Raw genomic sequence first — 23,636 nt, 5'->3', positions numbered from 1 at the left:
CAGTGTGCTTGAACGTGGCCATGGCGCGGCGCAGCTGATCGGCCTCTCCAGCGGAAAAGCCGGCGCAGACCATGGAGACCTGCATTGCCTGCTCCTGAAACAGCGGCACGCCGAGCGTCTTGCCTAAAACGCGCTCGAGCTCCGGTGTTGGAAACGACACCTCTTCCGTCCCGTCGCGCCGGCGAAGATAGGGATGGACCATGTCGCCCTGGATCGGTCCGGGCCGGACAATCGCGACCTCGATGACCAGATCGTAGAAAGTCCGGGGCTTCATGCGCGGCAGCATCGACATCTGCGCGCGCGATTCGATCTGGAAGACGCCAAGCGTGTCTGCTTTGCGGATCATCGCATATCGCCATTGCGTGCCCGCCCGCGCGTCGACCTTCGGAGATCATTGGCGACGGCCTGGCAATGATCGGCGGCGCCGTGGCGGATGTTGTCTGCGAGAGCCAGGAGTTCGAAGAAGCTCGCTGCGTCATCGATCGCGTCGGCCGCAAAGCCCGGATGCAGGTGCTCGACGACCTCGAGGTTGCCTCCCCAGCCGTTGAAGGTCAGGTTCCCTGATCCTACCAGAAGGTGGCATTCGCCGTCGGCGACCAAGGCAGAAAGCTTCGGGTGGAAAACGCCCGAGGCGACCGAGATCGGCTCGACCTCGTAGTCCCGTCCCACCCGCCGGGCGCCTTGCTCGCTGAGACCCGCTCGGACCCCCTCGATGTCCGCCAGGATGAGCGCCTCCCGCCCTCCGCCGCGCACGAGAGCGTCGAGCAGCACGGCCTCGAAGAATGAGAGGCTCAATGCGTATGTCGTGAAGATTGAGCGCCTCCATGGATGCGCAGATATCAGCTGAAGCGGCGATAAGGCCAACAGGCTCCCCCCTCACATGGGCGGACTCGGGTCAACCGGATTGTGTACGGCTTACGGCTTCATGGATTATCTCCTGGAGTTGCTACGGATCCGAGGTTGAGCCTGTTTCCAATACGAGCATTTCTGGCTCGGTTGAAACTCACATACGGTCGCCGCCACAGGGCGGCTGCACCCTTATCCCGCATACGGCGGCTAGGCTCAGGAGGACGTGACCATTCTTAGGGGCGGTTGTTGAGACCATATGCCAGGCCGGTTCGTCCACCTGGATCCGCCGGGGCTGATCAGGCCCCGTCAGATGGCGAAAGAGGTTTGGTTGGCTTCAGATCAGGTCGGCTTTATGATGGCGCCCTCCATCACCACTCCGGCGGTCGCATACTGCCACAGTGCGACCAGCAGTTTACGTGCCAAGGCGACGATTAGCGGCTTACGCAGCCGCCCACCGTGGCGCTCGACCCGCTGTTTGAACCACTGGCTGAGGGCCGAGTCTGGTTGGTGTCGCAGCCACAGCCAGGCCATCTGCACCATCGTTCCTCTCAGCCGCGGATTGCCCGCTTTTGAGACGCCTTGCTCATGATCGACAGAACCGCTCTGCCAGGGCGTTGGCGCAAGCCCGGCATAGGCCGCAAGCTGCCTTCGATTGTCGAAATGACGATAAAGACCTTCAGACCAGAGTACGTTGGCGAACTCAGCGCCCACCCCCTTCAGCTGCAGCAGTCTCACCACCGGCGCCGGGTCGTTCGCCTTGGCCCGATCCAACAGCAGATCGTCGCGCGCCGCCTCGACCTTTTGCAACTGCTCCAGGATCAGCTCAAGCCGGTCGAGCTCACGCACAACCTGTGCCTTCAGGTGGAAAGGTAAGGCGCGACCATCACCCGTTTGCAGATCCTTGAGCCTGGCGCGTCGGTCGCGACGCAGCGGCTCATAGTCACCGACGCCCTGGGCGAACAGCAGCCCCTTGATCCGGTTGACGTGCTCCACCCGCTCGGCGATCAGCGTCTTGCGCTCCCGGCAGAGTCGGCGGCGATCCTCTTCCTCGGGGGTCGGCGGCCTGACCATGGAGCAGACCCGCGGCTCGCCACGCTTGTAGGCCAGCAAGGTCCGTACCAGGGTCTCGCCGTCGATCTTATCGGTCTTCGCCCGTCGGCGCCGCCGTGACACCAGGATCGAGGCGGCGTCGACCACGTGGCTCTCGATCGCTTCGCCCTGAAGCACCCGATGGATCCAGAAGCCGTCTAGTCCAGCTTCCTGAATGACAATAATCCGGAAGCGCTCGCCGGTTCGTGCCCGAGCCTTTTCCTGGAGCGTCGCAAACAGCTCCAGGAGTCCCGCAACGTGCCCGCCCCGCAGAGAATGCTTGGACATCTTCTCCCCGCCACCCGGCGACAGTGAAGTGATCAGCCAACTTGATCGAGACAGTTCCATCGAAACAAAGATCGCGCCAAGATCAATGCGGATAGCGGCCGGTTCCGGCCGATTTGCAACCTGTTGCATTGTCGTCTCCAGAATGAGTGGGTTTAGCAACGCCATTCTGCCGACGGCAGGTCGCTATCCACCAGCCCATAGGATCTTTTTGCAAGTCCCGCCTGAAACAGTGACCACGTACACGACTCCAACTGCACTAGCCTATTCTGGAGCGGTGTGTCCCAAACCTTTCACAAAATGGTACGCGGTCAGTAAGGATCTCTACTAGACAGCGCCTCCCGACGTCGTTTTGCGTAGCTGTCGAGCCACCCGGCAGTAATAGCGTGGGGCTTCGACAGGCGCTGTTTGACTATCGGCTCGGTCGCTTGGGGAGACGGCGCATCGGTATGCTCGTCATTATCGGCTTTGCCCTTATGGGTGCGGCCTTGGACGTGGTCATCCGCAGCTTTGCCAAAGGGATTTCGATTACGTCGTCTTCGCTCGGGGGAAGAGGCTGAAGGGCTACGGGCAGCCCAGTAACTTTCGCGTCCAATGGCCGGAGCCGGGATATGGCACGTCATACTTTTTGCAAACTGGCCTGGTCGGCCCGAAGCTGGGATTTGGGCCATCACTCGAAACCTGTTCATTTTGCGTGTTCTTGCCCGCATTTTCCTGCGGATAATCAGGAAGGACCCAAGATGAACGAGGCTGGCACCCTCAAAGTGTTTATTCACAGCGTTCCCTTTGGGTATCCGCGCCGACGTTCTCCATCCATTCGGCGACTTGGCCTATTTCGCAGCTTCGGGCCGATCAGGCCCAAACGGCCGGCATCGTACCTAATCATAATCTTCGAGTATGGTCGGGTTTGCTCGACCAGCTGAACGGCGCGGCGCACCATTTCTGTGCCGCCGGCTTCAATTTTGCGGTTGTCACGCAAGCGCCCGTGGAGCGCGCACAGGCTTTTGCAGACCAGCGCGGCTGGAGGAACCTCGACATGCTTTCGGCAGTCGGCACAACGTTCAAGCAGGATTTCAACGCACTGTTTGAGGACGGGCAACTCGCCCCGATGACCCATGTCTTCCAGAAGACGCCAGATGGTATCCGCCATTTCTGGTCGTCCGAAATGATCTACGCCGAGTCCGATCCTGGCCAGGATCCGCGCCAGCAGGGCACGATCGAGCCGCTGTGGAACATGATGGACCTGATGCCCGAGGGCCGGCCGGACTTCGATGAACAGGTGGAATATGCGGGACAGGATGTTGCGAATGAGAGCTGACCCCTCTGCGACTTGCTGATCCGGGACATTTCGTCGGCTCTGTCGCAAACCCGGTGGTAGGGTCATGAACAGCCATGTTCCCGCCGGACACATGGTTCGTCTCCATGCCGCCCTCCGCAGCCGTAGCGCGACGCGAGCCTGCGAATTGTAGCGTCTCACCAGAAAGCGCTACTAAGGATTCGGTTTGAGAATTGCTGGTTGGCGGTGCCCGATGAAGTGCACCTTGGCAAAGGGCACACTGGGCGCCATTTCCCGACATTGCATTGATGCTTCGGCTGCAACCAATTCATGAAGCCTCTCCCTACGAGGCGAAGGCGGCCGGGGCAGGACCGCCTGCAAGGGGCTTCTCCGCTGACTTGCAGGATTGGCAGCATAGGTTCGCCTCATTGCGATTCCTTGGCCGCGAAATGCCTGCGCAGCTCTTCGACGAGGACGCGGGCATTCTCCGAATAGTCGATCGGGACGTCCACCAGATGGACGCCGCCTCCCTTGAAGGCTTCCTCCAGCGTTGGAACCAGCTCCTCCGCTGCGCCGACGCGGGAACCGCTGGCCCCGTACGACTCGGCGTAGCGGACGAAGTCGGGATTGCCGAATGTGAGCCCGAAGTCCGGAAATCCGTCGACCGCCTGCTTCCAGCGGATCATGCCGTAGGCGGAATCGTTGAGGATCATCACGACAAGGTTAAGCCTCAAGCGAACGGCTGTCTCGAGTTCCTGGGAGTTCATCATGAAGCCGCCGTCACCGCATACCGCCATCACGCGGCGCTCGGGATAGAGGAGCGACGCCATGATCGCCGACGGCAATCCCGCCCCCATGGTCGCGAGCGCGTTGTCGAGCAGCAGCGTGTTCGCATGATGGGTGCGGTAGTTGCGGGCGAACCAGATCTTGTACATGCCGTTGTCCAGGCAAACGATGCCGTCCTCGGGCATGACCGTTCTGACGTCGTGTACGATGCGCTGCGGCTTGATCGGGAAACGATCCTCCAGGCTGCGCTCGTTGATCCGCGACAGAATCGTCTGACGAAGATCGATGATCTTCGTGTCGGGGCTGAGCCGACCCTCGAGCCGATCGGCGAGCACGGCCGCGGTCGTGCCGATGTCGCCAACCACTTCGGCGTCGGGGTGGAACACCTGTTCGACTGTCGCGGACGTAAACCCGATATGGATAACTTTCGGGCCGCCCTCGTCGCGCATCAGAAATGGCGGCTTTTCAACCGTGTCGTGTCCGATGGCGATGATCAGGTCCGAAATTTCGATCGCATCATGGACATAATCGCGCTCGGAAAGTGCTGCCGTTCCGACATAGAGGTTTGAACCGCCGTCGACCGCCCCCTTGCCCATCTGCGTATTGAAGAACGGGATGCGCATCCGCCGCACGAAGTCCGACAGCGAACCAACCAGCCGGGGGCGATTTCCGGCCGCGCCGATCATGATCAGCGGACGCTTGGCCGCCAGTATCATCTGCGCCGCACGATCAATCGCGTCGGGATGAGCGATGGGACGTTCAAGCGGATGCACCGGAATGAGTGAAACCAACGGGATCTGCTCGGCCGCGACATCCTCGGGGAGCTCCAGGTGAACTGGCCCTGGACGCTCTTGCGCAGCAACCCTGAAAGCATCGCGCACCACGGTCGGAATGCTGTGCGGGCTGACAATTTGCCGCGTCATCTTGGTCAGCGGCCGCATTGATCCGATCACGTCGACGATCTGAAAACGGGCCTGCTTGGCTGTAAGTATTGGCTTCTGCCCGGTGATCATGATCATCGGCATTGCGCCCAGATGGGCATAGGCCGCGGCGGTCGAGAAATTGAGCGCGCCGGGTCCAAGCGTCGAAATGCAAACGCCGGGCCGCCCGGTCAGCCGTCCATGCGTGGCCGCCATGAAGCCGGCCGCCTGCTCATGCCGCGTTGTGATCAATTCGATCCGCGAGGTGCGCAACGACTCCAGGACGTCGAGATTTTCCTCGCCGGGGACACCGAAGATCCGATCCACTCCCTCATTCTCGAGGGCGGCAACGAGGAGGTCAGAGCCCTTTTTCAAATTTCGGCATCCTTGTGGTTGAAGCGGGACCCAAATGAACGGATCGATCCTAAGCGAAACTGACAATGCTTTGGACCTACTCTATCTCAACGGGGCGGGTATTGTGACCGGAGCGAAGGGGCACTCGCGGATTGTTGTTCAACTTTGTCGAAGGTAGGTTAGCCCGATGAACGACCGCATCCATGATCGGTGGCCGGACATACCGTATGGTCCTTGGCGCGGTACCTGCTCCGCGCTGCATCTTTGTTCCCAGATCATAGGGAAATATCGGCTTGCGCGCACGCCCTGGGTGAACCATTCGTGGCACGCGACCCTCTATCCTAATGCTCGCGGCTTCACGACCGGGCTCGTGCCTGATGGAGCTGGCGGGATCGAGCTCAGCCTCGACCTGGTTGACCATCAGGTGGTCGGAGCGGCCACCGACGGACGCACTGCCCGATTTCCGCTCGAGCCGATGTCGGTCGCTTCCTTCCATGCTCACGCATTAGACCTCGTTCGCAGCCTCGGCGGGACGGCGGAGCTGAACGGCATGCCGAATGAAATCCCGAACGCGATTCCGTTCGCAGAGGACCGGGCCGAGCGGCCCTACGATGCCGATGCCGTCGCGCGCTTTTTCAAGGCAAGCATAGCGGTGACAGCTGTACTCCAGACCTTCCGCACCGCTTATCTCGGCAAGGTCAGCCCGGTGCACCTGTTCTGGGGGAGCTTCGATCTCGCAGTGACGCGCTTTTCCGGGCGGCGAGCGCCCCTGCACCCGGGTGGCATTCCCGCCCTGCCCGACGAGATCACCCGCGAAGCCTACAGTCATGAGGTTTCGTCGGCTGGCTTTTGGCCGGGCGGTGGAGCGGTCGACTTTCCCGCCTTCTATTCCTATGCCTATCCGGCACCGGCTGGCTTCGCCGGGGCAAAGATCCTTCCCGACGCCGCATACTACGAAGCGAGCCTTGGAGAATTCCTGCTGCCTTATGACGCGGTGCGCGGAGCAGCCGATCCGGAAGCGATCCTCATGGGTTTTCTCGAGAGCACCTATCGCGCCGCTGCCGACCTCGCGGAATGGGATGCCACCGCTCTCGAATGCGCAATCGGACAACCTCGCCGACCGCGGCGCCTGTAAGTGCCTTCTCGCCCAACGTTCGTAACGGATTGCCCTAGGGCCTCGAAAGCGACACTGGCTGAGAGCCTGTACGTGCACTTACAGCCGCAGAACTAAACAGCTGGCGATCGTCAAACGAGCGAATTGCGCGGATATCGTTGAAGAAGTCGGCTCGTAGTCGCGGTTCACATCAATGCGTTCGAAGGTTTGGCGCGCCAGAGAAGATGAGGAAACTGGATAGTCAGGGTGCCGAGCTATGAAGTGGGAAGCCTGTTCCCGCTGCCAAGACGAAGCGACTCGCAATCGCACGGTGGTGCCGGTCGCACGCCGGCGTGCCAGGCGATCTTTCCGCGCGCACGCGAGCTGTCAGAGGATCCCCCACGCCCGGTAACGTCCCCTGCCCGTGATCTCGCGCAGGCCGAGTGCGGCGACGAGATTAAGCGCGCCGCGTGTACTTAACTTCAGCTCCTTTTCGATCATCGCCGTGGAGACGAGCGGCCGGGCGAGCACCAGCTCGACCAGTTGCGGCAGCTTCGAATGCCCCCGCCGGCCGCGCAGGCGCCGAGCCATCTGCTCCCGGGCGAGCACCAGCCGGTCGTGTTCCCTCAGCCCGGCGACGGCCGCTTCCGTGACGCCCTCCAGAAACCCGATCAGCCGCGCCGTCCTGTCGCGGGCGCGCCGCCTTTCGCGCGGAATGGCGCGCAGCCCAGTGTTGAGACAGACGAGGTGTGCGCTCGTTTTTCGGACCTGCCTGAGCATGGCGCCGACGAGCAGGTGTCCGAGCCAGGGCAGATGCTGCAGCGGTTCTTTTGTTTCCCACGCATCCCATAGCAGGGCGGCGCTCAGCACGGGCGGCTGGCCAGTGGTCCGGTTCAACATGGCCGCCAGTCCGACAGCCGTTCCTCCTCGTCCCAGTCGGGATCGTAGACGAGCGGATTTTTTTCGTCCGTCGGGACCTGTTGCGGTCGCGAAACTGGGGGCGCGGCGGCGAGCCCGTCGAGCACGTTGCGCGTGCGATCGAGCAGCGCATCGATGGCAGCAAATTCGGCGCCTAGGCCATCGTTCAGATCGTCGTTGGCCGACTCGCCCGCCTCTTCATCACCGGCGCCCTCCGCTGCCGTCGCATGACGCTCCGGTGGCAAAGCGTTCTGGGCGCTAGCGCCACGCCCGCGCAATTGGCTTAGGCCGTTCGGGGCTCAGCGCCCAGTCCGGCCTGTTGGCAACAATCAGCCGCCGTGCCCGCAGCACCGCATGGGCACGGGTGAGCTCGTGGGTCGGCGTGCGGATGTCCATGTGGGTGTCGTGTAGGACCAAATCCTCGACATGGACAAGCTCGCCCTCGAGCCACAGCGCGGCGGCGGCGTCGTCTGGCCAGAAGTCCGGTGCGCGAAGGTTCTGTCGCGCGCACGCATTTCTACGAGCGTGATCTTCACTTTCGGCTTGCAGCGGCTGCAGTCGAACTTCAGTTTCAGCGGGTCAAGCCCGCTGCCAAATTTAGCAGGATGCGCGCGGGAAAGCATAGGAAGCAATACTGCTCCCTGGGACAACGTGCACGGCAGCATGTCGTGGTCCGCGAATTTTGCCCTGCGTCGCGTCGCGTTGGACGCTCGAGGCGATCTCCGGTGGACTGAAAAGATACTCATCGCAAAGGCTCTTCGCGCCCCATCTTTACTCAACCGGTTCGTAATCCCGATCGGAAAACCCGGGCATGATGTCGCCGGCCAACAGCCTTTCTTTCGACAGCAGCCCAGCGTCCTCGAGCGCCTCGAAATCCGGCAGCTGGCGCAGCGTGTCGAGCCCGAACTGCGACAGGAAGTTCTTGGTCGTCACATATGTGTAGGGCGCGCCGGGCTGCGGGCTGCGCGGCCCCGAGGCGATCAGCTCCTGCGCCCGCAGCACGCCGATCAGGTCGCGCGACACCTCCTTGCCGAAAAAGCTGGAGAGCTCGCCACGGGTGATCGGCTGGAAGTAGGCAATGCACATCAAGACAAGCGCCTCCGCCTGCGACAGTTCTTTTGTCCCCTCGCCCGCTGCCGTGCCGAAGGCTGCGCGAATGGCGTCGCCAAAAACCTTTCTGGTCCGGTGCTGCCAGCCGCCGGCGACCGAGACCAGCTCATAGGGGCGGCCGGCAAGCTCGGCGCGGATGTCGTCGATGATTAGTTCAAGATTGCAGTTCTTGCCGACGACCCGCGCCAGCACTTCGCGCGGCACCGGTTCACTGGCGGAAAAAATCACCGCTTCGACGCGGCCCATCCACTCGCGCCAGCGCAGCTCCGGCGGCAGGTGGTCCAGTTCCGTGTCGAGCAGCACAGGCTGTCTGTTCGGCTTGCGGCGGACAGAGGCTTCGCTCATCGCTAGAGTCCGAACAGCCGAAAAGTGGTGCGCCCGGAAAGCTCGCGCACCACCTCGAGCTGTTGCAGCCGCTCGAACAGGCGCCGCGCCGCAAACCGCGACAGGCTTTTGCTCGTCAGCGATCCGGAGACGGCATCGTCGTCGAGCAGTCTTTGGATCACATCGCCCGCCCCCTTTGCCCTGAGCTTCGGTACGACGGCGATGAGCCGCTCCGCGCGCCGCGACAGCTCGGCGGCCAACCGGCAGGCGTCCGCCGCCGCCTGCGCCAGCGCCAGGCACACCGCCCGCTCAAACCCTTTTTCGCCCGGCCGGATCCGCTTGCCGCCGGCCTCGCCGCGAAAAGCCGGACCAAAGGCCTGCGCCATCAACAGCGGCAGCGGCCGCGACCAGCGCAGGCTTTGCGCCAGCACCAGGTCGGCCAGCCACCAGGCAAAGAGCTCGGCATCCGGCCTCCTAGCGACGACATGAGCGGCGATCGCCGCGGCGGCGAATGGCGCCGGCCGCTGGGATGCGGCGAGTTTTTCTATCTCCGTGCAAAGATCGGCGAGCGCCGCGCCGTGCCAATGGAGTCCCAGCTGGTCGACGATCTTTTCGAGCCGGCCGGGGGTGGCGACAGGAGGCTGCGCTGCCAACTGCCGCCAGGCGCCAAGGATGGCGCCGGCTGGACCGGGATCGGCGCCGGCCGGGCAGAAATGCCAGGCATCGCGCAGGGCGGCTTCGCCCTCGGCGCGGCCGGCGAGCCGCATGTTGGCGGCGGCACAGCGAAGCGCCATCCGCTGCCGCCAGGCGCCGGCCCAGCCGGGCTGCCCGCGGGCGAGCGTGTCGAGCGAAGTCAACGCGGCGCCCGCCTGGAAGGCGGCGTCGGCAACGTTAGACGTGCTGCCGGCGACGAGCGCCCAGGCTGGCACGGTCGGCGGCGCGGCGGGGCTGGCGGTCGCGGGATCGAGGCGAATCATGATTTGGAGGGTAAAGCGGCTGTGCGCTTTGCGCCATCACTTTTGCGCCAAAACGCACAGCCTGTCGCGTTACAACAACGAACGAGAATGTTGCATTATCGATCGTTCCTGGTTAGAATGGGAAATGGCCCAAATTATCGCGCAGAAGCCCAAAACTCGTGCCCATGAGGGCTCCGCATCGTCCCGCAGCACGGGGGTCGATGTCGATCAACCCGCGGCGCAGACGTCGGCCGACGACCTGCCTGATATTGTCGATATTGTGCTCGCTATGAGCCAGACCGCAGACGATCCCGAGAATGGCGAAAAGTCCCCTGCCCCGCTGCCGGCGTCCGGTTCTGAGTCAACGTTTGGCCTGCCGGCGCATCTGGGAAAACTCGTCGATCGCGCCCGCGACTACGTTGAGGCGGCTAGCTCCGCCAACACCCGGCGCGCCTACGCCGCCGACTGGAAGCATTTTTGCGCCTGGGCGCGCCGCCAGAACATCGAGGTGTTGCCGCCCGATCCTCAGACCGTCGGCCTTTACATCACCGCGCAAGCCTCGGGATCTGGTCGGGATAAAAAATCGGTGGCGACGATCGAGCGCCGCCTTTCTTCGCTGTCTTGGAATTATACTCAGCGTGGCCAACCGCTGGACAGGAAAGACCGCCACATCGCCACCGTGCTGGCCGGTATCCGCAACACCCACGCCTCCCCTCCCCTGCAGAAGGAAGCCATTTTGCCCGAGGATTTGATCGCCATGCTGGAAACGCTCGATCGCGGCACGCTGCGCGGCCTGCGTGATCGCGCCATGCTGTTGCTTGGGTTTGCCGGCGGCCTGCGCCGCTCCGAGATCGTCGGGCTCGACGTTGCCAGGGATCAGACGGAGGACGGCCGCGGTTGGGTCGAGATTTTCGACAAAGGTATTTTGGTGACATTGCACGGCAAGACTGGCTGGCGCGAGGTCGAGATCGGTCGTGGCTCCTCCGACGCTACCTGCCCGATGGCCGCGCTGCAGACCTGGCTGAAACTCGCACGGATTGGGCACGGACCGCTATTTCGACGCGTCACCGGCCAGGGCAAGGCTGTCGGCGCCCAGCGATTGAACGACCAAGAGGTGGCGCGGCTGGTCAAGCGCGCGGCGCTCGCTGCCGGCGTGCGCGGCGACCTGTCGGAAGGCGAACGCAGCCAAAAGTTTTCCGGCCATTCGCTGCGCGCTGGCCTCGCCTCGTCGGCCGAGGTCGACGAGCGCTATGTGCAGAAGCAACTCGGCCACACAAGCGCTGAGATGACCCGCAGATATCAGCGGCGGCGCGACCGGTTTCGAATCAACCTCACCAAGGCGTCGGGATTATAGAGGACGAAGTCCCCGCCCCTGCCAATCTGGCATACCTCTCCCAAATTCGGGCGTTGCTGACCAATTTCGTCAGTCCGTCCTTGCAAATCAGGAATTGCACTCCATAATTGCGAGGATGATCAAGCGCCGCATCGAAAAGCCACTCGCCGAACTGATAGACACTATCCCAGCCGTGGCACTGATTGGGCCGCGCCAGGTCGGCAAGACTACACTCGCGCTCGAAATAGCCGAGACACGGCCGTCGATCTATCTCGATCTCGAGTCCGATGCGGACAGAGCCAAGCTCGCGGAGCCGGAGCTCTACCTTGCCGAGCATGAGGGTGAGTTGGTGATCCTCGATGAGGTCCATCGGCTTCCAAACCTGTTCCAGAATCTTCGTGGCTTGATTGACCGCGGTCGCCGCAGCGGCAAGAAGACAGGGCGCTTTCTGCTGCTCGGGTCCGCTTCCATCGATCTCCTCAGGCAGACTGGCGAGACGCTCGCTGGCCGCATTGCTTATCTTGAGATGCATCCGATTGACGGACTGGAGGTGCCGGCCGAACAGTTGAACCCCTTGTGGGTGCGCGGCGGCTTTCCCGACAGCCTTCTGGCGGCGAGCGACCGCGCCAGTCAGCGGTGGCGGCAGGACTTCATCCGCACCTACCTCGAGCGCGATATCCCGCTGCTCGGGCCTCGCATTCCGGCCGAAACGCTGCGCCGCTTCTGGACCATGCTGGCACATCATCAATCCGGCCTCCTCAACGCTGCCGACTTTGCCCGGGCCCTCGGAGTCGATGGCAAGACAATTGCCTCGTACCTCGACCTGCTAGTCGATCTGCTGCTGGTGCGAAGGCTCGAGCCGTGGCATGCAAATGTCGGAAAACGTCTGGTCAAGTCGCCGCGGGTTTACGTGCGCGACAGCGGCATTGCACATACGCTGCTTGGACTGACAGCCCTTGAGGACGTTCTCGCTCATCCCGTGGCCGGCGCCAGCTGGGAAGGATTTGTTATTGAGACGTTGATTGCGGTCGCACCATCCGGCACAGTAGCTAACTTCTATCGCACATCCGCCGGCGCCGAGATCGACCTCCTCTTGACCCCTCCAGGCAGCCGCCCATGGGCGATCGAAATTAAGCGCAGCCTCACGCCAAAAGTGGAGAAGGGCTTTCATCTGGCGTGCGAGGACGTAGATCCTATCCGTCGCCTCGTTGTCTATCCGGGAGCAGAGCGCTTTCCGCTGAAACATGACGTCGAGGCAGTGCCACTTCATTCCCTTGCGAAAACGCTGGTCCAACTTGGCTAATAGGCTCTTCGCCCGACTCTCTGTCCCCAACTACCCGCCCCCATCCGGCACACAGCGCCTTTATAGCATTTCACTCCGTCGCTGACCCGCTGAGGTCTTCTCAAAGCGTTAGTCGCGGCCTAGCCTGCGCCTCGACCCTCGCCCGAAACACTGCGATGAGCATTAGTCCGCCCAGACATTACTCGTTTCAAGCCCGCTCCGCGGATTTCTGAGAGAGCCGCTTTCGCTGTTGATCTGATTGCCCGGTGTGAGATGGCACGCGCCGTGCAGTCTTGTCGTGTCCCATGACCTCGATCGTCCAGGACAAGGCAATCGCCGAGGTCGAATTACTACTGCTCATCGTGGGCTGACAAGTTCGGGCCGACTACTACGCGCATGTCATTGAAACGGGTCTTCACTCACATCGCCCGGCCTTGCTGACGTCTATTGATAGGCGATGCCCAGCACGTGGCCGGCCGAACTGGAAGCTCCTGCCCGGTGCCAAAGGGCAACTTCAAAAGGGAGGTTTCTTGTCCGCTGACAAAATCGGCAAATTGCGTAGCGTATTCAATTCTTTGAATCAGATTATATTCGTTATGCCACGCAGCGTGCGATCAGAGGGCATTAACCTCTTGTTAACTTAAAACTTCTTGCTGGTTCGAACGAATCGGACATAATGACGGTTGCTTGGCCACATTCCGCCAAAAATCGTTTTTAGAGAGTCTTGATCGAATGAACGTGAGTTCGCCCGTTCCCGCGAAAACCCCATTGCTGTTCGAGAAACGCATTCTCGAACAAGGGGATCAGATATCAAAGAAGCTGCACCTTCTCTCGATGCAGCGTTTTCCTCCCCACGCCAAGAAGAATTTGCGTTCTTTTTCGTTGGCGGAGGTGGCGACGTATCTCGGTGTTTCTCAGAGCCATCTGAAAAAACTACATCTAGAGGGCAAAGGCCCAGTACCTGAAACCTCGTCTTCTGGCAGACGATCCTACACGGCCGGGCAGATGATCGAGCTACGCCAATACCTTGACCAACACGGGCGCTCCGACGCCCGCATGTATGTTCCCCATCGTCGGTCGGGCGAGAAACTTCAAATCCTAGCTGTGGTTAATTTCAAGGGAGGTAGCGGCAAAACAACGACAGCAGCTCATCTCGCCCAGTATCTCGCTCTGACGGGACACCGTGTATTGGCTGTCGATCTTGATCCCCAGGCGTCGCTGTCTTCACTGCACGGGTTCCAGCCAGAACTCGACCAGACGAAATCGCTTTACGATGCGATCCGCTACGACGACGAGAAGGTTTCTCTCTCGGAAATCATCAGGCCAACAAATTTCCCAGGACTGGATATCGTCCCAGCGAACCTTGAGTTGCAAGAATTCGAATACGACACGCCTTTGGCAATGACGGACAGGACGTCTAACGTGGGAAGGGCCTTCTTCACGCGCATCTCGACGGCATTGGGGGAGGTCGATGCCCTATATGATGTCGTCGTTATCGATTGCCCACCGCAACTGGGCTATTTGACGATTACAGCGTTGACCGCTGCAACGTCAGTCTTGATAACGATCCATCCGCAGATGCTCGATGTCATGTCAATGGGCCAATTCCTGTTGATGCTCGGGAATATTCTGGAGCCAATCCGGGCAGCGGGTGCCGAGGTGAACCTGGAGTGGTATCGCTATCTTATAACGCGATACGAGCCGACGGATCAGCCGCAAGCACAAATGGTGGCGTTCCTCCATACGCTTTTTGGTGAGTTCATCCTCAAGAACCAGATGCTGAAATCCACGGCGATTTCTGATGCGGGGATTACCAAGCAGAGCCTCTACGAAGTCGAAAAAAACGCGATGACTCGTTCCACATACGAGCGGGCAATGGATGCACTCGATGTCGTAAACGGAGAAATCGCGACGTTGGTACATAAAGCATGGGGGCGCTGATTTGTCCGCTGACAAAAACGGACTTTTGCGCAGCGCTTTCAACAGACTAGGTTGTATCCAGAGGTAGACCAAGATGGCACGTAAGAACCTTCTTTCCGGCCTCGCAGAGACGGAGGCAGACGACCAGCCGACATCTAGTTCAACTGCGGCCTATCCGATTCGCGGTGCTTCGAAATCAATGATCCGCTCCGTTAATGAGTTGGCAAAGCAGGCGGATGCGTACCTTGAAGGTGAGCATGTAGTCGAACTCGACCCGGACGCTATTGACGGCTCGTTCGTTTCCGATCGCATGGATGACGACAGGGAACAGTATCTGGAACTGCTGGAAGCGATTCAGCAGAGGGGTCAGGATTCCCCCATTCTTGTGCGCCCCCACCCGAGCATCGAAGGCCGCTTCATGATCGTCTTTGGGCATCGGCGTGTCCGGGTGGCCCGAGATCTCCAACGGAAGGTTAGGGCGGTCATCAAGGAGATCGACGACAAAGCTCATGTCATTGCTCAGGGCCAGGAGAATTCTGCCCGAGCAAATCTTAGTTTTATTGAGAAGGCGATGTTCGCAAAGCGTCTCGAGGAGTTGAATTACGACAGAGATGTCATCTCGTCGGCATTGGCTGCGAACGCCGCCGCCGTCTCGAAAATGGTGTCGGTTGCTACACGGATCCCGCCATCTGTCATAAGTAAAATTGGATCAGCTCCATCTATAGGCCGCGAGCGGTGGGTTGAGCTATCCCTGCTGGTCGCCAAGAAATCGGACATAGTCGATGAAATCCTCTCCGAACCCGAATTCAGCGGGCTAGAGAGTAACCGACGCTTTGAGCAGTTGTCCATGGCCCTGAACGTAAAGGAAAAGCGCGTCCGCAAGGCCAGTGTGAAACCCGGCGTCCAATCGTGGGCTCCGGATGACAAGTCGGTTAGCGTCAGCGTTCAGAGAGCAGGGAAGGCCGTCATGATCGCCGTAAAGGAGACGGATGGCAGCCGCTTTGGAACTTGGATTTCCGACAATCTGCAGGGACTCTACGAGGCCTTCAGAAAGACGAAGAAAGCAGCAACAGGAGACTGAAACCGCAAAAGAAAAAGGCCCCCAAGCGACTTTCGTCGTGGAAGCCCTTCTCCGTAGTAGCTGACTGAGAATCGCATCTCCACGAATCACTGTCAAGAGTCATTGGCGTCGTTTTGGCGAGCAGGTTTCTTTTGCCTAATCGAGGGTGAAAGAAAATGGAGACGAATATTGCGACGACGCCCTTTGGGCGGCGGCCGATGACGCTTGGCATGATTTCAAGCCAAGTCACCGCAAGGGCCGTGCCGAAGGACGCGATCGTCCACAAATGGCATGTCTTCCAAGATATCAAGGACGCCAGGATCGCTCTGGGCGCCACCGATCGCGCTTTGGCTATTCTCGACGCGCTGTTGTCGTTCCATCCGGACACAGCGCTTTATGGCGACAGCGAACTGGTTGTATGGCCATCCAACGAGCAGCTGATCCGCCGCGCCAATGGCATGCCCCCAACGACCTTACGGCGACATCTGGCCGTTCTGGTCGAGTGCGGATTGATCATCCGTCGGGACAGCCCAAACGGCAAGCGCTTCGCCCGGAAAGGGCAGGCGGGCGAGATCGAGCAGGCCTATGGCTTTGACATCTCGCCGATCGTGGCGCGCGCTGAGGAGTTCAAGAATCTTGCGGAAGCGGTCAGATCTGACAAGAAGGCCTTTCGTCTCGTTAAGGAGCGGCTAACCATATGCCGCCGTGACATCGTCAAGATGATCGACGCCGGGATTGAGGAAGGCGTGCCAGCGAACTGGGGCAGGGTTCAGCAGGCCTACCAGGCGATTGTCGGCCAGATACCACGCACCGCAACCAGACAAACCCTCGAGGCGATTGCCGAGGAGCTTGAAGGCCTTTGGGCTGAAGTGCGTGAGGCATTGGAATCATTTCTAAAAACACAGAAAGTGGACGCCAATGAGTCCCAAAATGGGCGCCACATACAGAATTCAAAACCAGACTCTAAATTTGAATCTGAAAGCGGCTTAGGAAATAAAGATGAAGCGGGCGGCAACGTTGCGGACACCGACAACGTACGGAGCCTACCGAAACGCGAACTGCCGCTAGGGATCGTGCTGGATGCCTGCCCGAGCATGCTTTGGCTGGTGAAGGGCGGCGGCGGAATCCGCAACTGGCGTGATTTTCTGGCCGCGGCCGAGGTTGCCCGACCGTCCATCGGCGTCAGCCCGAGCGCCTGGGAGGAAGCCCGAACGGCAATGGGTGAGCAGCAGGCGGCGATTACCATTGCTGCGATCTACCAGCGGCAGGACCAGATCAACAGCGCCGGCGGCTATTTGCGCAGCCTGACAGATAGAGCAAAGGTCGGAAAGTTCTCGGTCTGGCCGATGGTGATGGCCTTGTTGCGGGCCAAGCTTGACGCGTCGAAGACGACCGGAACCGGAGCTGAAGCCGCTGCCGTCGATTTGGAGGCGGCAGGCAAGGTTGTGCGCCCCGAATCCCGGCTGGAAATCAGCGATGCGTTGCGCCGCAGCCTCGACAAGCCAGGGCGCGGATCATGATCAGCCGGGCGGGTTTCGATCCCGTGCACGGTGGCTGCAGCGCTTGTCGGGACGAGCGTCTTATGAGAGCATTGAGGCATGAAAAACGAACACGACCGGGAACCGACGCCCGATGAAACCGCCGGAATGGTGTGGTGGAACTCACTTGCCGAATCCGATCGTGCGGCTTGGCTGGCGCGGGCCGGCAGCGCTGTTCCAGCTGATGCCTGGGCCGCGTACAAGCGGCTCGGGAATGTTGAACGTCAGCCACGGACCGTAAACTGAGGACTGTTCTGCAGCGGGATGACGGTTAGCTCGCGGGCAGTTCGGCGACGAGTCCAACCCGGCGGGCTCGATCGAGCAGGTTCTTGACTGATGAGGCAGACCATTTCGCGCTTCCTCGTGGGGTTCGCTCATGCAGGCGCTCGAGCTGGCCAGCGATGTCTCGGAGCGACAGGTATGGGTTAGACTGCGAAATCCCTGCCACAAGAGTCATCAGACGATCTTCGGGAGGCAGAGGAGACGCCCGCGTTAGCAGTGTGGATTCGGCTAGGTGCTCGGTGACGAGCCACCTCACTGCCCGCCGCAGTCGTTCAGGCGTCCAGTCGAGGCCGCGCTGCTTCAGGACCCGGGCGATGTCGTCCCAATTATGGTCTGGTCGCATCTGGCGGACCGTCGGAAGCCACTGGTTCATAGTTGATTGTAGCCGTCGGCCATAGGATGCCTTTTGCACCGCGGTCATCTTCGCCAGGGCTTCGGGCCTGCGCTCCCGGATACCAGGATTGCCTGGCAGCCGCCCCTTCGATCGCGCAGCGATGATGCCGGCCTTGGTCCGCTCCGAAATAAGCGCACGCTCGAGCTGGGCAACGGCACCGAGTACCTGTAGCGAAAACATGCCCTGTGGCGTCGACGTGTCGATTGGATCTCGCAGAGATCGGAAATGCGCGCCCTTCTCAGTCAGATCCTCGATCACCTGAAGAAGATGGCTGACCGAGCGCGCAAGGCGATCGAGACGCACAACGACCAGGACATCGCCGGCGCCGATGTCGCTCATCAACCGCAGTAGGGCAGGGCGAGCTCTCGACGCACCGGATCCATGTTCCTGAACGACGACGTCGCAGCCGGCCGACCGCAGCTCAATTTCCTGCGCTTCCGTCGCTTGTTCGTCCGTCGATACGCGCGCGTAGCCGATTTGCCGGCCCTGTGGTCGACCGGAGCGTCGATCTTGCGCCTCACGGGCCATTTACAGCGTCTCTCAGCATCGGAAAAGGCGTTTGTACAAACGCCGAAGATATCAACAAACGATCGTTTGTAAACGTCTCTAGTGGCCCTTTTGCGTAGCTCCTACGGCTTCGATGAGCCTGAAAATCAACGTTTTCTAGCCTCCTGACCGCCCAAGGGCGTGGTGCTGTACAGTCCCGATATGACGTCATTATCGATAGTCAGAAAGACGCCACAGAAAACCCTCTGCAAGTCAACCTAAGCACCTAATAGCTTGACTAACGCGAATCAGTCATCATGAAAACAATGGCTTACGACATCGGCGATCTGCCCCTGAAAACCCTCATCGGGCCGGTTTCCCGCGCGACCGAAGCCTTGGCGCGGCTCGACGAGCGCCTGGCCCGCTCGCCGGTCCGCGACGGCTTCGTCGAGCGCCAGCATTTTGCCGATGCGGCCGCCGCGCTCTGGCTCGAGGGCGAGCTCGTCCACCTCGAGGACCTCGTCCTGCACGACGCCCACATGGACATCCGCACACCGACCCACGAACTCACCCGTGCGCATGCCGTCTTACGCGTCCGCCGGCGAATTTTGTCGCAGAAGCCAGACTGGGCGCTTAGCCGGGAAGGATTGCGTGAATTGACCGGTCGTGGGCACGCGGCATCGGCGGCGGTTGGTGTCGGCCGGGAAGGGCAGAGGGCTGGAACCAGCGTAGCTGAAGCCGATGTTCGGGACGATGTTGAGGACGATCTTCTGGCTGAGGAGTTTGCCGAGATCGATGCTGTCTTGGCACGCTCATCAAAGATCCTCAGCGGCGCCGACGTGCCGGCGAGGACGCCGCGTTCGGACGAGCGGCCGGACTTGATCTACGATCTCGACTGGAATGAAGAAGAACGGCTGGCCGAATGGCAGGCCGTCCTCGCGCAAACGCGGGAGTTGCCGGCGGTGTTGCGCGCGGCGATCCTGCTCGAAGCCTGGTCGGACATCGAAGTGCTGCAGCATGGCATCTGGCTCGGACCGCTGCTGGTGGCCGCGCTGCCGCGGCAGGAAGGTCTTGCCGCCCACCATCTCGCCTGCCTGCATCTCGGCGCGAAAAACATTCCACGAGAGCGTCGACGAGCACGCAATCGCAGTGACCGGTTGCTGGCCTCCCTCGATGCGATCCATGAGGCCGCACTCGTGGGGCTGAAGGAGCACGACCGGCTGGTGATGGCGAAAAGCCAGATGGAACGGCGGCTCAAACAACGGCGCACCAGCTCGAAACTGGCCGACCTGGTCGAACTGGTGCTGTCGAGTCCGCTGGTCTCCAACGCCATGATCCAGGACAGGCTAAAAGTGTCGAAGCAGGGTGCGCTCAACCTCGTTGGCGAACTCGGTCTGCGCGAGATGACGGGGAGGGGACGGTTTCGCGCGTGGGGCGTGTTATAGCGCGAAGTCAATCCGACTGTATTCCGTCCCCAGTACACCCACCAAGCTCGAGCAGTGGCAGCGGCCGGTGTTGGCCGACCGACGCTATGCGCTCGCTCGTGAGCGCCAGGATACCTTGGATGTGATCGGCGCCTGCATGAGAGACGAGCGCGTAGTTGACGTGTGTCACGCGGAGTTCCTCAAGCATTCGATCAAGGCCGATACCACGGGAGGCGTCAACAACGGCGACAAACCAACGTCCTGAACGATCATGCAGGTGCCGTGTCCCCCGCGCTTTCCATGCGATGCCAAGCGAAGTAGCATTTGGTCATGGACGACATAGCGGTGCAGAACGCTCTTAACGACTTCGAGAATCGGATGCTGGATGGATCCGATGCCATCACAGCTCGGGCCGCCCTCCGAGTTCTCCTTTTCAGACTCGCCGCATCGCCCCTGAATGGCTCGATGGGGGAGGCGATGGGAATACTCGCGGATCTACCTCACCCCCCAGGAGTCGCCGCATCGGCAGTACTTCGCGCGCTTGCGTCCGATGGACTGGTTCAGGACAACGCCGCGAACCACCTCGCTCGCAACATCGTTGCGTTGGTAGAGAAAGGTCTTCCTGGTTTCTCCGATTTTCTTGGGCTCCGGCAGAAGAACCAGACCTACGAAAAGTTAGAGTCGCTACGCGGGGCGCTGACCTGGGTCGAGAGTCAGCTCGCACCACTGCGCGTTTCGTACACAACGCTCGATTCAATGCTCGAAGCGAAAAAGGCGATTCTGAGCGCGCTTGCTCACGGGCGCCTCATCGAGTTCGGCGGTGCCTATCATCTCCCGGAGGTCAGGGATGCTGTAGTGTCTGTCTATTCGAGCTTGGACGACGTGTCGAAAATAGCCGCGACACTTGCCGCAGATGTGGAGACATGCGAACGCGTGATCGATGATGCTCGACGTCTCGCGACGCGTTATCCGTCCTTCGTCACGGTCACCTATCTTGAACCCTGGCTGCAGTGCGCATTGCAGCGCCTCCACGAGTTCATCGACTCTCTGCGAGGCCGGTTCACGGCTGTTATTGCCAAGGGCTGGGCAGGCACTGATCTGCCGAAGCGCTATCCGCTGATGGAGAGCGGCCGCGACCTGCGAATCCTGGTGCCATTTAGCAGCGATGGTCGCGGCGCGGCGATGGACGTTCGCATCAGCGTCGCAAGCGATAATCAGCAGGTTCTATTCCTGAATGAGGAGATCGCGCTCGGCAGCGTGTCGCCCGGCAAGTTCTCCGTGGCGCTCGACGTGCACGTGATCGATCCCTGCCCAGCGGTTTCCGCAATGCTTGAGATCGAATGGGGAGAGGTCGGTACTCCACGGCGGCAGAGCGCTCTCTTCGAGGTTCGCGTCGTCGCACAGGCGTCCGGCATCGACTGGGATGCTTACACTTATTCGGATCCCTACAGCACCGGGCCGGCGGAGGGTGAAGCGTTCGTTGGACGGCAGGAGCAGGTGCGGACGCTCGTGGCTCGCATGCTGCGAAGACCAATGGAACCCTCTTACATTACAGGGCAGAAGCGCGTCGGCAAGACCTCGCTCGCGACCGCCGCAGCGGAACAGGCTCGGTTGCGAGATCCGAAAAGCAAGCTTTGTTGGCACTACATTCTATGGGGCCAGATAGCACACGAAGATCCACGCGTCTCACTTCGCCAACTCGGCGAGCAGATCGAGGAATTCATCGCCGGCGAGTTGCCGGGCGGCGCCGTGCTGCCGCGAGGTTCTTACGACGGCTCTCTGTCACCGTTGATGAAGCTCTCTGCTGCGGCGAAGGCCATCGACCCCGACCGGCGCTTCGTGATTATCGTCGACGAGTTCGATGAGATGCCACAGGAACTCTATCTCCAAGGCAACCTAGCCGATACCGTGTTCGGCAACATCAGGGCGCTGACGACCACGAGCAACGTGTGCCTGTTGCTGGTTGGTGGCGAGAACATGCCCTTCGTCATGGACCGTCAGGGACAAAAGCTGAACAAATTCTCTCGCGTGAACTTGACCTATTTTAATCGCGCAACTGAATGGGATGACTATGTCCGGCTGGTTCGTGAACCTTCGGCCGGCTTCTTGGAATGGCACCCGGACGCCATCGCTGAGGTCTACGATCTGACCAACGGTAACCCGTACTTTAGCAAGATCATTTGCTCAAAGGTCTTCGCGCGGGCTCTCCGGGAGCACGACATCGACATCACTAGGGAAGAAGTCCGAGAGGCGGTCAACGCCGACATATCACGCTTTGATGACAATCTCTTCGCGCATCTCTGGCAAGACGGCATCCTGGCTCCCGTGGAAGAACGCGAGCCCATTGTCCTCAAACGCAAGCGCGTGTTGGCCGCACTCGCGCGGTGTATCAGGGCGGGCGTTGCGGCGACGGTTGTCAATTTGTACGCGCACAGGAGCTCATCCGACTTGGCCGAGGCTGATTTGAGGAGCGTGCTGGCCGACTTCGTAAGTCGTGAGGTGCTCGTCGAGGAGTATGGCAACTACCGCACTGTCCTGCCCATCTTCCAGTTGTGGCTCATCGACGTGGGGCTGACCCGGCTGGCCGCGGACGCGCTCTCACAGGATCTAGCGGCGGAGGCGCAACGCGCTGAGGATGCAGCCCGCGTTCTGTCGGAGGAGCTGGTTGCGCTAACCAGCAAGTGGCCGACCTATCGGGGCAGGCATGTCGGACCGGAGGACGTGCGCGCCTGGCTGAACCAGCGGCCCGCAAATCGTGACCAGCGGGCACTTTTCGCGATTCTGAGGGCAACCCGCTTCCTCTCAGAAGCGGACGTGCTTGAACGGATAAGGAGCGCCCGCTTGGTGGTGCTCGGGTTCGTTGATGCCGCGGTTCGGCGCAAGACTACCGACAGGCGTAGCGACATTGTAATTACCTACGTCGACGGCGAAGGAAAGAGCGGGCAACGGTACGCCTCACTCTACGCTGAGGAGAATCTTGTTGCGACGACGGCGATCCTGCCCCCATCGAGTTTCCAGGAAGCGTATAATCGTCACGTCGAACAGCACGGCATCCCCAAGGTGATAGTGGTGGTCGACGACATCGTGGGTACAGGGCAGTCTCTTGCCGCGAACATGAGAAGTTTTCACGACGACAATTTGACCTTGTTATCCGCCGGCGGTCCCCTCGTTCTCGCTTTCGCCCTCTTGGCCACTGCCGAGGGCCAACAGGCCATGCTCCAAGCGCTATCCCAACTCGAGTACCCTCGAATCGATTTCCGCGCCGGCGAAATCCTCGGCGGGGCGGACTACTTGTTTGCAGGCGATCGGGGCGTCTTTGCTACCCCCGAGGAGCGAGACAGGGCGAAGGCGGTCGCGACCGACATCGGCGCAACTATCTATAGGAACGCGCCCTTGGGCTACGGTGGTCAAGGGCTGAGCGTCGTATTTCCGACCACCGTGCCCAACAATTGCCTGCCGCTGCTCCACTCCCGAGGCAAGGGGCTTGCCCCGCAATGGCGACCGCTATTCGAACGACTGGTCAACTAGACACCGGTGCTGGGGCTGAACGGGCTCTCTTGCCAGCGTTTAATCAGCTCGAGGCAATCTGAGACTACGCGGTTCAAAGGCTGATCGGCATTGACAACGCCGTGGGCTCGTTGTGGAAGCGTATCTCCCAATTCCGCCTCTACGCGATGTGTCGATGCACGAGCGAAATCTTGCGCGTCGCCCCGCGTCTGAACGCGCGCGACGCGCGTGGTCTCGACAGCTCCAAGGAACAGGAGGCGCGCGTGGCTCGGCTTGCTTACGGCGACAAGAATGTCGAAAATGCTCACATGCCGGACACCGTCGACCACAAAATTGTCGCCCGGTTTAAAGCCGCCAGCGGCTAGTCTTACTGAGTCAGAAAGTCGCGGCTGCAAGGGGATTCGCGCTGGTCGCGGATTTGTTAGGGTGCTGCTTCGTGATCAGGGAAGC

At 60.9% G+C, this 23,636-nt stretch carries 19 protein-coding genes and 1 pseudogene; 11 read left to right on the top strand and 9 right to left on the bottom strand.

Annotated features, from left to right (window positions below):
* From dnaE2 to NKJ46_RS32610, 3 genes and pseudogenes are all read right to left on the bottom strand, one after another.
* Positions 1–352 (bottom strand): annotated as a pseudogene (gene dnaE2 / locus NKJ46_RS32620) (error-prone DNA polymerase); the annotation flags it as partial.
* Entirely contained in the window at positions 343–795 is a 453-nt protein-coding gene (locus tag NKJ46_RS32615) for a phospholipase D-like domain-containing protein (protein WP_352671196.1), read from the bottom strand. The pseudogene dnaE2 and the gene NKJ46_RS32615, both read right to left, overlap by 10 nt.
* Before the next feature lie 393 nt (positions 796–1,188).
* The gene (locus tag NKJ46_RS32610) at positions 1,189–2,355 is read right to left on the bottom strand and encodes an IS110 family RNA-guided transposase (protein WP_352671193.1); all 1,167 of its coding nucleotides are present in this window, start codon (positions 2,353–2,355) and stop codon (positions 1,189–1,191) included.
* Positions 2,356–3,130: 775 nt separating this feature from the next.
* On the opposite strand from NKJ46_RS32610, the gene NKJ46_RS32605 reads away from it, so the two are divergent.
* The gene (locus NKJ46_RS32605; RefSeq protein ID WP_352671190.1) at positions 3,131–3,541 is read left to right on the top strand and encodes a DUF899 family protein; all 411 of its coding nucleotides are present in this window, start codon (positions 3,131–3,133) and stop codon (positions 3,539–3,541) included.
* 383 nt (positions 3,542–3,924) lie between these two features.
* Here the strand turns inward: NKJ46_RS32605 and NKJ46_RS32600 are convergent, their stop codons facing one another.
* Positions 3,925–5,580, bottom strand: coding sequence for an acetolactate synthase large subunit (locus NKJ46_RS32600; RefSeq protein ID WP_352671187.1), 1,656 nt, complete (start codon positions 5,578–5,580; stop codon positions 3,925–3,927).
* Between the two features lie 166 nt (positions 5,581–5,746).
* Here NKJ46_RS32600 and NKJ46_RS32595 point away from each other — a divergent pair, with 166 nt between their 5' ends.
* A complete protein-coding gene (locus NKJ46_RS32595; protein WP_352671184.1) occupies positions 5,747–6,694 on the top strand; it encodes a DUF5996 family protein in 948 nt (315 codons plus the stop codon).
* A 345-nt stretch (positions 6,695–7,039) separates the two neighbouring features.
* On the opposite strand, the gene NKJ46_RS32590 is transcribed toward NKJ46_RS32595, so the two are convergent.
* The 4 genes from NKJ46_RS32590 to NKJ46_RS32575 all read right to left on the bottom strand — a co-directional run bounded on the left by NKJ46_RS32590 (position 7,040) and on the right by NKJ46_RS32575 (position 9,981).
* On the bottom strand, positions 7,040–7,552 hold the full coding sequence (locus tag NKJ46_RS32590) for an RHE_PE00001 family protein (protein ID WP_352671181.1): 513 nt from the start codon (positions 7,550–7,552) through the stop codon (positions 7,040–7,042).
* Entirely contained in the window at positions 7,546–7,848 is a 303-nt protein-coding gene (locus NKJ46_RS32585) for a hypothetical protein (protein ID WP_352671178.1), read from the bottom strand. The genes NKJ46_RS32590 and NKJ46_RS32585 overlap by 7 nt, the downstream gene beginning before the upstream one ends.
* Before the next feature lie 493 nt (positions 7,849–8,341).
* Complete coding sequence (gene scpB / locus NKJ46_RS32580) at positions 8,342–9,025, bottom strand: SMC-Scp complex subunit ScpB (RefSeq protein ID WP_352671175.1); 684 nt, start codon at positions 9,023–9,025, stop codon at positions 8,342–8,344.
* 2 nt (positions 9,026–9,027) lie between these two features.
* On the bottom strand, positions 9,028–9,981 hold the full coding sequence (locus tag NKJ46_RS32575) for a DUF1403 family protein (protein WP_352671172.1): 954 nt from the start codon (positions 9,979–9,981) through the stop codon (positions 9,028–9,030).
* A 124-nt stretch (positions 9,982–10,105) separates the two neighbouring features.
* Here NKJ46_RS32575 and NKJ46_RS32570 point away from each other — a divergent pair, with 124 nt between their 5' ends.
* The 6 genes from NKJ46_RS32570 (at position 10,106) to NKJ46_RS32545 (ending at position 17,339) form a co-directional block, all read left to right on the top strand.
* Positions 10,106–11,314: a tyrosine-type recombinase/integrase gene (locus tag NKJ46_RS32570; protein WP_502903489.1), complete on the top strand. Its 1,209-nt coding sequence runs from the start codon at positions 10,106–10,108 to the stop codon at positions 11,312–11,314.
* 115 nt (positions 11,315–11,429) lie between these two features.
* Positions 11,430–12,596 carry an ATP-binding protein gene (locus NKJ46_RS32565; protein ID WP_352671169.1) on the top strand — a complete coding sequence of 389 codons (1,167 nt, stop codon included), beginning with the start codon at positions 11,430–11,432 and terminating at the stop codon, positions 12,594–12,596.
* 711 nt (positions 12,597–13,307) lie between these two features.
* Positions 13,308–14,516 (top strand): plasmid partitioning protein RepA, encoded by a 1,209-nt coding sequence (repA, locus tag NKJ46_RS32560; protein WP_352671199.1) that lies wholly within the window; start codon positions 13,308–13,310, stop codon positions 14,514–14,516.
* A gap of 73 nt (positions 14,517–14,589) precedes the next feature.
* On the top strand, positions 14,590–15,576 hold the full coding sequence (gene repB, locus NKJ46_RS32555; RefSeq protein ID WP_352671166.1) for a plasmid partitioning protein RepB: 987 nt from the start codon (positions 14,590–14,592) through the stop codon (positions 15,574–15,576).
* A gap of 155 nt (positions 15,577–15,731) precedes the next feature.
* Positions 15,732–17,075, top strand: coding sequence for a plasmid replication protein RepC (gene repC / locus NKJ46_RS32550; RefSeq protein ID WP_352671163.1), 1,344 nt, complete (start codon positions 15,732–15,734; stop codon positions 17,073–17,075).
* Between the two features lie 78 nt (positions 17,076–17,153).
* Complete coding sequence (locus NKJ46_RS32545; protein ID WP_352671160.1) at positions 17,154–17,339, top strand: hypothetical protein; 186 nt, start codon at positions 17,154–17,156, stop codon at positions 17,337–17,339.
* A 25-nt stretch (positions 17,340–17,364) separates the two neighbouring features.
* On the opposite strand, the gene NKJ46_RS32540 is transcribed toward NKJ46_RS32545, so the two are convergent.
* Entirely contained in the window at positions 17,365–18,297 is a 933-nt protein-coding gene (locus tag NKJ46_RS32540; protein WP_352671157.1) for a recombinase family protein, read from the bottom strand.
* A gap of 284 nt (positions 18,298–18,581) precedes the next feature.
* Here NKJ46_RS32540 and NKJ46_RS32535 point away from each other — a divergent pair, with 284 nt between their 5' ends.
* From NKJ46_RS32535 to NKJ46_RS32525, 3 genes are all read left to right on the top strand, one after another.
* A complete protein-coding gene (locus NKJ46_RS32535) occupies positions 18,582–19,700 on the top strand; it encodes an RHE_PE00001 family protein (protein WP_352671154.1) in 1,119 nt (372 codons plus the stop codon).
* Between the two features lie 309 nt (positions 19,701–20,009).
* Positions 20,010–23,207 (top strand): phosphoribosyltransferase-like protein, encoded by a 3,198-nt coding sequence (locus NKJ46_RS32530; protein WP_352671151.1) that lies wholly within the window; start codon positions 20,010–20,012, stop codon positions 23,205–23,207.
* A 170-nt stretch (positions 23,208–23,377) separates the two neighbouring features.
* Complete coding sequence (locus tag NKJ46_RS32525) at positions 23,378–23,551, top strand: hypothetical protein (RefSeq protein ID WP_352671148.1); 174 nt, start codon at positions 23,378–23,380, stop codon at positions 23,549–23,551.
* The last annotated feature ends 85 nt before the right edge of the window (positions 23,552–23,636 follow it).

This window comes from Mesorhizobium sp. M0166 (assembly GCF_040322255.1).
In the GTDB taxonomy this organism is placed as follows: domain Bacteria; phylum Pseudomonadota; class Alphaproteobacteria; order Rhizobiales; family Rhizobiaceae; genus Mesorhizobium.
Note: the sequence above shows the minus strand (reverse complement) of the source record. Positions and strands in the feature narration are given on the sequence as shown.

Bases quoted from the DNA above. Each gene is read 5' to 3' on its own strand.
- NKJ46_RS32590 (WP_352671181.1), bottom strand. From the start codon at position 7,552: ATGTTGAACCGGACCACTGGCCAGCCGCCCGTGCTGAGCGCCGCCCTG.
- repB (WP_352671166.1), top strand. From the start codon at position 14,590: ATGGCACGTAAGAACCTTCTTTCCGGCCTCGCAGAGACGGAGGCAGAC.
- NKJ46_RS32565 (WP_352671169.1), top strand. From the start codon at position 11,430: ATGATCAAGCGCCGCATCGAAAAGCCACTCGCCGAACTGATAGACACT.
- repC (WP_352671163.1), top strand. From the start codon at position 15,732: ATGGAGACGAATATTGCGACGACGCCCTTTGGGCGGCGGCCGATGACG.
- NKJ46_RS32530 (WP_352671151.1), top strand. From the start codon at position 20,010: ATGGACGACATAGCGGTGCAGAACGCTCTTAACGACTTCGAGAATCGG.
- NKJ46_RS32545 (WP_352671160.1), top strand. From the start codon at position 17,154: ATGAAAAACGAACACGACCGGGAACCGACGCCCGATGAAACCGCCGGA.
- NKJ46_RS32575 (WP_352671172.1), bottom strand. From the start codon at position 9,981: ATGATTCGCCTCGATCCCGCGACCGCCAGCCCCGCCGCGCCGCCGACC.
- repA (WP_352671199.1), top strand. From the start codon at position 13,308: ATGAACGTGAGTTCGCCCGTTCCCGCGAAAACCCCATTGCTGTTCGAG.
- NKJ46_RS32610 (WP_352671193.1), bottom strand. From the start codon at position 2,355: ATGCAACAGGTTGCAAATCGGCCGGAACCGGCCGCTATCCGCATTGAT.
- NKJ46_RS32570 (WP_502903489.1), top strand. From the start codon at position 10,106: ATGGCCCAAATTATCGCGCAGAAGCCCAAAACTCGTGCCCATGAGGGC.
- scpB (WP_352671175.1), bottom strand. From the start codon at position 9,025: ATGAGCGAAGCCTCTGTCCGCCGCAAGCCGAACAGACAGCCTGTGCTG.
- NKJ46_RS32595 (WP_352671184.1), top strand. From the start codon at position 5,747: ATGAACGACCGCATCCATGATCGGTGGCCGGACATACCGTATGGTCCT.
- NKJ46_RS32535 (WP_352671154.1), top strand. From the start codon at position 18,582: ATGGCTTACGACATCGGCGATCTGCCCCTGAAAACCCTCATCGGGCCG.
- NKJ46_RS32540 (WP_352671157.1), bottom strand. From the start codon at position 18,297: ATGGCCCGTGAGGCGCAAGATCGACGCTCCGGTCGACCACAGGGCCGG.